Origin of the sequence: Allobacillus halotolerans, from assembly GCF_018967645.1 — a bacterium.
Lineage (GTDB): Bacteria > Bacillota > Bacilli > Bacillales > Alkalibacillaceae > Allobacillus > Allobacillus halotolerans.
The window spans coordinates 24769-31990 of record NZ_JAHLZF010000025.1; the positions used below are offsets into that span (position 1 = coordinate 24769).

The 7222-nt window shown below is 46.0% G+C and carries 8 protein-coding genes; 1 reads left to right on the top strand and 7 read right to left on the bottom strand.

Going from position 1 to position 7222, the window contains the following annotated elements:
• Positions 1-53: 53 nt before the first annotated feature.
• Both KQ486_RS12840 and KQ486_RS12845 read right to left on the bottom strand, forming a co-directional pair.
• A complete protein-coding gene (locus KQ486_RS12840; RefSeq protein WP_216687859.1) occupies positions 54-2045 on the bottom strand; it encodes a methyl-accepting chemotaxis protein in 1992 nt (663 codons plus the stop codon).
• Positions 2046-2069: 24 nt separating this feature from the next.
• Complete coding sequence (locus KQ486_RS12845) at positions 2070-2534, bottom strand: chemotaxis protein CheX (RefSeq protein WP_216687860.1); 465 nt, start codon at positions 2532-2534, stop codon at positions 2070-2072.
• Between the two features lie 162 nt (positions 2535-2696).
• Between KQ486_RS12845 and KQ486_RS12850 the strand changes: the two genes are divergently transcribed.
• The gene (locus tag KQ486_RS12850) at positions 2697-3197 is read left to right on the top strand and encodes a hypothetical protein (protein WP_369127215.1); all 501 of its coding nucleotides are present in this window, start codon (positions 2697-2699) and stop codon (positions 3195-3197) included.
• A 114-nt stretch (positions 3198-3311) separates the two neighbouring features.
• Here the strand turns inward: KQ486_RS12850 and KQ486_RS12855 are convergent, their stop codons facing one another.
• The 5 genes from KQ486_RS12855 to KQ486_RS12875 form a co-directional block, all read right to left on the bottom strand.
• On the bottom strand, positions 3312-3866 hold the full coding sequence (locus KQ486_RS12855) for a hypothetical protein (RefSeq protein WP_216687862.1): 555 nt from the start codon (positions 3864-3866) through the stop codon (positions 3312-3314).
• Positions 3867-3868: 2 nt separating this feature from the next.
• Positions 3869-4492, bottom strand: coding sequence for an SCO family protein (locus KQ486_RS12860; protein ID WP_216687863.1), 624 nt, complete (start codon positions 4490-4492; stop codon positions 3869-3871).
• 218 nt (positions 4493-4710) lie between these two features.
• Positions 4711-6384 (bottom strand): cbb3-type cytochrome c oxidase subunit I, encoded by a 1674-nt coding sequence (locus KQ486_RS12865; RefSeq protein WP_216687864.1) that lies wholly within the window; start codon positions 6382-6384, stop codon positions 4711-4713.
• 16 nt (positions 6385-6400) lie between these two features.
• Positions 6401-6862 carry a cytochrome c oxidase subunit II gene (locus KQ486_RS12870; protein ID WP_216687865.1) on the bottom strand — a complete coding sequence of 154 codons (462 nt, stop codon included), beginning with the start codon at positions 6860-6862 and terminating at the stop codon, positions 6401-6403.
• A gap of 18 nt (positions 6863-6880) precedes the next feature.
• The gene (locus KQ486_RS12875) at positions 6881-7042 is read right to left on the bottom strand and encodes a hypothetical protein (RefSeq protein ID WP_186278643.1); all 162 of its coding nucleotides are present in this window, start codon (positions 7040-7042) and stop codon (positions 6881-6883) included.
• Positions 7043-7222 lie beyond the last annotated feature (180 nt).

Consider the following 7222-nt stretch of genomic DNA (forward strand, 5'->3'; position numbering starts at 1 on the left):
TAGAAAAGCAGCGTAAGCCTTCCATTTTATCTGGTGCTTACGCTGCTTTTTTGTTACACCTTAAACCGCTTCACCTGCTCCGTCAGTTCCTCACTGAGTTTCGCCAGTTCTTCAGATGCTCGTGAAATTTCTTCCATGGAGCTTGAAGACTGCTGGGCTGAAGCTGCTGTTTGTTCAATGCCTGCTGCGGATTCTTCGGAGACAGCGGCTATTTCTTGGATGGATGCATTCATGTCGTCGGTGTTCGAGTTCATCGTTCTAATGTTATCGGACACGTTTTGAATGCGTCTGGTCATTTCTTGGATCGATGTTTCGATTTGTTCGAACGTTTCGCCGGTTTGTTCGATTTGTTTACGGCCTTTTTCGACTTCGGTATAGCCGCTTCTAAGTGATTCGGCGACGTTTGTTGATTCCGTTTGGACGTTGTTGACGATGCCTGTGATGCTTGTGACGGATGAGCCGACTTGTTCAGCAAGTTTTCGGACTTCATCTGCGACAACCGCGAAGCCTTTCCCGTGTTCACCAGCTCGTGCTGCTTCAATAGCTGCGTTCAATGCCAATAGGTTGGTTTGATCCGCAATATCTTGAATGACGGCGACGAGTTCAGAGATTTGCTCGGTTTGGTCGTTTAGTCCGCCCATTTTTTCAACTGCTGTTTGAACGACTTTGTCGATGTTTTCCATTTGGGTGACGGATTGTTTCATCAAGTCTGCGCCATTGGTGGTCATTTCCAGTACTTGCTCGGATGATTCATATGCTTCTTTACTGTTTTCGTTGGCATCCCGCATCCGTTCCGTAAATGATTCCATCGATGTCGAGAGGTTCCCCGCACTGCTCGCTTGTGTTTCGCCACCTGATGCGAGTTCTTCCATGGTCGCTGCGATTTGCTCGGATCCTTCTTTTACTTCGCCGGCGGACTGGGTCATTTCTTCACTTTGTCCAGTTAAATTTTCGGAGGCGTGTTGGACTTGGCCGATCAGCGTTTTCAAGTTTTGTTGCATTTCTTTGACGCCGGCTGATAGCTGCCCAATTTCATCTTTGGATTGGGCTTCTACATCAACGGTTAAGTCACCTTGACTCATTGAACGAACATTTTCAGTCAAATTTTTCAGTGGCACGGTCATTTGTCTCGTGACAAACAAGATGACGGCGATACTAATGGCAATTGCAATGCCCATAACAACAAGGGTTGTTTTCCAAATACCGCTTGCCGCTTCATCATATTCCGATGTATACATCGTGCCGACAATTTTCCATCCAGTTTTTTCACTCGTAGCAAACATCATTTCCTTTGAATCGCCATCATGCATATAACTTTCGTGTCCGTTCTCGGTAGATGCAATTGTGTCTTTCCATGGTTCTGTGATTGGCGTGCCCGTTTCTTCTGTTGGGTGAGATAAATAGCGGTTATTTTGATCGATTAAAATGACATATCCTTCTTCACCGATTTCCATCGTATTTGCTAAAGTTTCGAGCTCTTCTAATTCCACATCGATACCGACAACGCCGGATTGGTCATTCGTCGACTGAGCGACCGTCACGACCATTTCCTCCGTATCAGCATCTTGGTAAGGTGCAGTGACGATGACTTCTCCAGCTGACTCCATCGCTTTTTTGTACCAGTCGCGTTCAGTTGGGTCATAGCTCGAATCATTCATCGTTGGCTGGGAATACATCTCCCCTGCATCCGTTCCGACGTATACGGATGCTGTATCGCTATTCGTCAAATAATATTGCGATAACATATCATCCATCTGATCTGGTTTATTGTAAGTGAACCGGTTAATGACCGTCGCTAAATAGTTGAGTGTTTCAGCTTTCTGGTTAATTAATTGGTTGATTTCATCGTCAATCACTTGAATGTTTGTCGACGCAGCATTCATCACTTGGTCGGAAATTTCTTCTTTAGCGGCATCGTAGGAAACAATTCCAATCAATAATGAAGGAACAATCAAGATAATTAAAAAGGTAGATAGTAGTTTTGTTCGAATGCTCCAGTCTTTGAATCGCTTGAACCGTTTTTGTTTCGTTTGTTTTTTCTTCATGTTGGATTTCCTTTCTGTCTATGATTATTGGTCAAGTAGTAAATAGATGGTGAGTTCATTGGTTGATTCGATGGTGAATGGAATTGAAAGCGATCGTTTGAAGCCGGTCATGCGCATATCTCCTTCAATAAGTGTCGGTGAAGTGATATCAATGGAGACACTTTGCTCACTGACGATCGTTGCGAGTCCACCAGCGATCATATTGCCAAACTCTCCGCAAAATGAGTTCAGCATTTCTCCGCTAAGCTCCATGCCGAACATGGATTTGCCGATGACACCAAAAGCGGTATGGTCACCGGAAAATAGCAGTTGGCCTTTTACGTGGCCGGTAATGCCGATTAACACGCCGAATTGTGTATGTAGTTCCTTTGTGTCCGCGCTTGGTTTCCCCATTTGAACGGGAATCGGGATCGTTTGTTGAATCGATTGAATCGTTCCGTTCAGCAGTGTAGTTATGTTTTTGCTGCTGTTTTCATAAGTTGTCGTCATAAGGTACCCTCTCAATTTTTATGTAGTTTTCTTTCTCTACGCCCTCGATTAATGGCAACGTTATTTATATCGGATGATTTGATGATTTGTTGATGGTTTTGTTGGATAATGTTGAGCTTTCGACAAATTCCGCAGTGTTGGTGGCTGATGTCGGGTGGCTTCATGCGTTTATCGAGCGGTTTCGCGCGTTTGTCGAGCGGTTACACGCGCTTGTCGAGCGGCTCCGCACGCTTGTCGAGCGGTTCCGCGCGCTTGTCGAGCGGTTCCGTGCGCTTGTCGAGCGGTTCCGTGCGCTTGTCGAGCGGTTCCGCTCTTTTGTCGAGCGGTTACGTGCGCTTGTCGAGCGGTTCGGCGCACGCGTCGAGCGGTTGCATGCGTTTGTCGGGCGGTTCGGCCCCCTTTGTCGGGCGGTTCGATCCGTTTGTCGGGCGGTTGGAGCGCGTTGTCGGGCGGCTCGACCCCCTTTGTCGGGCGGTTGGAGCGCGTTGTCGGGCGGTTCGGCGCGTTTGTCGAGCGGCTGGCGCGCGTTTGTTGAGCGGCTGGCGCGCGCTTGTCGAGCGGCTCGACACCCTTTGTCGGGCGGCTCGATCGCGTCGTCGGGCGGCTGCTCCTGTTAATCGGATAATCAGCAATCAAGTCACAACGTCCAATCTCAAAATCTAGTGAAAAACCCTACTAAACATTAAAGGGTTCATTTTTGCCTCGGCAAAAATGTTCTACTTAAAATTCCGTGCCGGGAAAACAAAAAAACTGCACTCCCTCACCAGGAGTACAGCTTTATTCATAATCAGATGGGTCGATGATCACTAGTTGAATTAAATAGATTAGTAGCGCAATCGCGACGGTCAGGAAGCCCCAGCCAAGGGTGATTTGTTCGCTCTGCAAGTAGTTGTTGCAGAGTTGGCTGTCAGACATCAAGTAAATGAGTCCCATTAAGCCGTATTGTAGAGTGAAAAATACGAATACAGCGTTTTTCCAGAAGTCGGTTAGTTTCATCCAGCTGGCGCGTAGTGGGACACCGGCCAGGAATGCGAGACTGATGAATTTAAATAGTTCGACGGAGTACATTGTCAGTGCGTCATCCATTGCTCGCGGGATCGACCAATAGGTCATGACGAGTGTAAATAGGATGATTCCCGGGATGCCGCGTTCGTTCCATTTGGCGAAAAACTTCGGAAATTTTTCCATGAAGAACGGTGCCATTAGGAAGCCTGATATGGCGATCAACGGCATTTGCATATGCATATGAAAAATCATAATTGATTCTAGCAAATTGGCGACAGGAGGAAGCATAAGAAATAAAAACATAATTAGCCCGATAATTGGTTGCATGCTTATACCCCCTTCTCGTTGGCTAGAATGGCATTCACTTTGTCGGCCGCTTCATCAACTTTCGTATAATCCATGACATCGGTCAGATTACCTTCACGATTCACTAAATAAAAAGCTGAGTTATGCGTATAGTGACCGTTATCATCTGGTATGACAATGACGCCGAATTCTTCGAGTAGGCGGTCGAGTTCTTTTTGATCGGGAATTCTTGCCATGCGCCACGTTTCTCCGTCGCTTTCAAAATAACCGCGGTATGTCGACAATGTTTCTGGGTCGTCATTTTCCGGGTCGAAGCTGATGCTTAAAAATACGATATCTTCCCCAACTGCTTCTTCCGGCAGCTGTTTATAGACGTTGTACATATTCATCTCGAGTTGCGGGCAAACGCTGGTACATGCGGTATACATGAACGTAATGAACACGTGCTTGCCTTCAAATTCAGAAAACGAATAGGTGCGTTCATGGCTGTCTTCTAATGTGACTTCCGGAAATTCGGGTTGTGTTTCGATTAAGTCATTGGTCCGGGCGGTTTCTGCGGTGAATGCTTGGAAGCCGTCCGTGCCGATGAAAAACAATCCAAAGCTGAATAGCAAAACGACTGCGATGGAAATTTTCAATGGATTCATTTTGTTCACTTCCTGTCTACAACCTTTTTTGGTCGAGAAGTAAATTAGCAAAAAGAGACCGCTCATTAAGGGGGGAGTCGGCCTCTTTTTTTAGGGAAAACTTTTTTGGATGGATGTTTGATTTATTGTTTCATTGATCTCCCCCAGATCAATAAACCACGATTTTAGCGGTACTGATCCGTCAATCTGATGTTCGATTCTAAGTTGTCTGGATTAGCTTACCATGTTTTAAATGGCGGTGATCCTGGTGGTGCGTTAAAGATAAAGTCTGTCAATGGGATGACATATCCCATGGCGATGACAATCAACATTAGGACGATGATGCGACTCCAGCGTTCTGTCCAGAATGGTGTTTTGTTTCCGCCAACGGCTTCCGGTTCAACCATGAATTCGGAATCGCCTTTTGGTGCACGGAACATTAAGTGGAACATGTTGTACACTTGCAGGACGACGGCGATAATCAAGAGTGTTCCGCCGACAGCTAGGAAAATCAAGTATGGATCCCAGCCTAATGCTGTTTCATTTCCAAAGTAGTTTGAGTAAGATGTTCTTCTTGGTGATCCAAGTAATCCGACAAGGTGCATGGCAACAGACATCAAGGTCATGCCGATGGTCCATATCCATGTTTGGATGACACCGAGTTTGTTCATTCGTTTTGTCAGTACGCGTCCAGAGACATATGGGACGAGCCAGTAGCTGACCCCGAAGAATGTCAATGCGACGGTCATTCCTAGGGTTAGGTGGAAGTGTCCGACTACCCATAGGGAGTTGTGTACGACTTGGTTCAATTGGTTCGTTGTTTGGACAATTCCGCCTGCGCCTGCTGGGATGAATGCGATCATTGCAATCATCGGTGCGAGGAAGCGAACATCGCCCCAAGGTAATTTTTTAAAGAAACCGAAGAGTCCTTTGGCGCCTTTTTCGCGTCCACTTCTTTCAAAGATAGAGAACATCGCGAAGGCTGTCATCAATGATGGGAACCCGATTGCTAGACTCATAAATACGTGTAGGTATTTCACCGATTCGGTGATCCCTGGGTCTACGATTTGGTGGTGGAATCCACCTGGGATGTTCAAGATAACGAGTAACATGACGACGACTCTTGTCAATGTGTCACTGAAACGGCGTGTGCCGAGTACTTTTGGAATAATGGTGTACCAAGCTGATACAGCCGTTAGATACCAAATGTTCACGAGCGTGTGGCCGAATGCCCAGAATAATGTCCGGGAAAGCATGACGTTGATTGTATCAACCCAGCCAAGTGACCATGGAAGAATCATGAATACTTCAATTGCTACGAAGAGACTTGAGAATAATAGTAGGACGAATACCCCTGTTGCGAAATAAGATAGAATCGGTAAATGCTGTCCTTTGTTTGCTTTTCTCCAATTCGCCACTTGGATGAATGCGCCGAATGCGGCCATCCAGATCCCGACGACGAAGAGGACGAGACCGATATAGAATACAGGTGACGCTGCCATTGGTGGGTAGAAGGTGTACATGACACTTGCTTCCCCTTGAATGATCGGAATGACAGCTGTTACGGCACCCATGATTTTTAACCAAAATGCGCTCCAGACCATTTTACGTACTTTCGGTTGTAAGCCGCCTAAGTTATGGGAAAGTGCTGCGTAAAAATATCCGACGACGAAGAATGATGTAAATACGAGTACAAGAAACAGTCCGTGCCCGGTTAATACTTGGTAGTAATTGAGCCAAGTTGGTAGTTCTAGCAATCCTGCGCGGTTGAGTCCTTGCAGCAAGCCGAGGACCCCACCGACTAATAATGCGATAAATGATATGGAAAAGTAAGATTTCGAGATTTTCGCGTCCGCTGGGTGTGCCCCCAACGCTTTTTGTGTTTTCTCTTGTATTTTTTGCGCTAAAGCCATTTGATCTCCCCTCCTTTTAAACCACTGTGATGGTCGTTGCCATTAGTTGGTGACCAGATCCACAGTATTCATTACATAGAATCAAGTACTCGCCTGGTTCATCAAACGTTTGAGTGATGGTTTGAATGTATCCTGGCATGACCATCGCGTTGACGTTCGTTCCTGCGATTTGGAAACCGTGGGTCACGTCTTTCGATGTCATTTTAAACGTCACTTCGGAACCCGCTGGAATTTCGATATCCCCTGGGTTAAAGCTGAAAATTTCCAGTGTCATAACGACTTCGTATTTATTTTCTCCTACTTCATAAACACCTGGTTCAGAGAATACTTCATGTTCATCGACCTTTTGCGGATCGACTCTTTCCGTTTCACTTGGTGGTCCCATGCCGAATGCAAACGTTTGTATTCCGGTTGCAATCATAAAACCTATAATCATTACACTACTGACTGTGAGCCATATTTTTTCATGTTTGAGCATGATTTTTCCCTCCTCTGATTAAATGCCAACTCTTATCATATAAAGCAAGTAATAAACAACGTATAGAGCGAAGATAAACCCACCTACAAAGATTATGGACGACCAGAATGCGCCTCTTTCATCATGTACTTCTTCCATTTCTTTAGCATCCTCGATTTTTGTAACCTTTTGATCTTTCATTGTGTGAGCCCTCCTTATCGATTTGGTACCTTTATTGTAATTTGGAAAGCGGTTTCATCCTGTGACCCATATCACGTTTTAGAGATGAATTTAGTTTATTTGTGACAGATGTGTGACTGTGGGGGTGTGGGACGGGCGTGCGATCGGGTGGCTGGATGCTTGGTCGGGCGGCTCGGCGCG

Bases quoted from the DNA above. Each gene is read 5' to 3' on its own strand.
- KQ486_RS12840 (WP_216687859.1), bottom strand. From the start codon at position 2,045: ATGAAGAAAAAACAAACGAAACAAAAACGGTTCAAGCGATTCAAAGAC.
- KQ486_RS12845 (WP_216687860.1), bottom strand. From the start codon at position 2,534: ATGACGACAACTTATGAAAACAGCAGCAAAAACATAACTACACTGCTG.
- KQ486_RS12850 (WP_369127215.1), top strand. From the start codon at position 2,697: ATGCGTTTATCGAGCGGTTTCGCGCGTTTGTCGAGCGGTTACACGCGC.
- KQ486_RS12855 (WP_216687862.1), bottom strand. From the start codon at position 3,866: ATGCAACCAATTATCGGGCTAATTATGTTTTTATTTCTTATGCTTCCT.
- KQ486_RS12860 (WP_216687863.1), bottom strand. From the start codon at position 4,492: ATGAATCCATTGAAAATTTCCATCGCAGTCGTTTTGCTATTCAGCTTT.
- KQ486_RS12865 (WP_216687864.1), bottom strand. From the start codon at position 6,384: ATGGCTTTAGCGCAAAAAATACAAGAGAAAACACAAAAAGCGTTGGGG.
- KQ486_RS12870 (WP_216687865.1), bottom strand. From the start codon at position 6,862: ATGCTCAAACATGAAAAAATATGGCTCACAGTCAGTAGTGTAATGATT.
- KQ486_RS12875 (WP_186278643.1), bottom strand. From the start codon at position 7,042: ATGAAAGATCAAAAGGTTACAAAAATCGAGGATGCTAAAGAAATGGAA.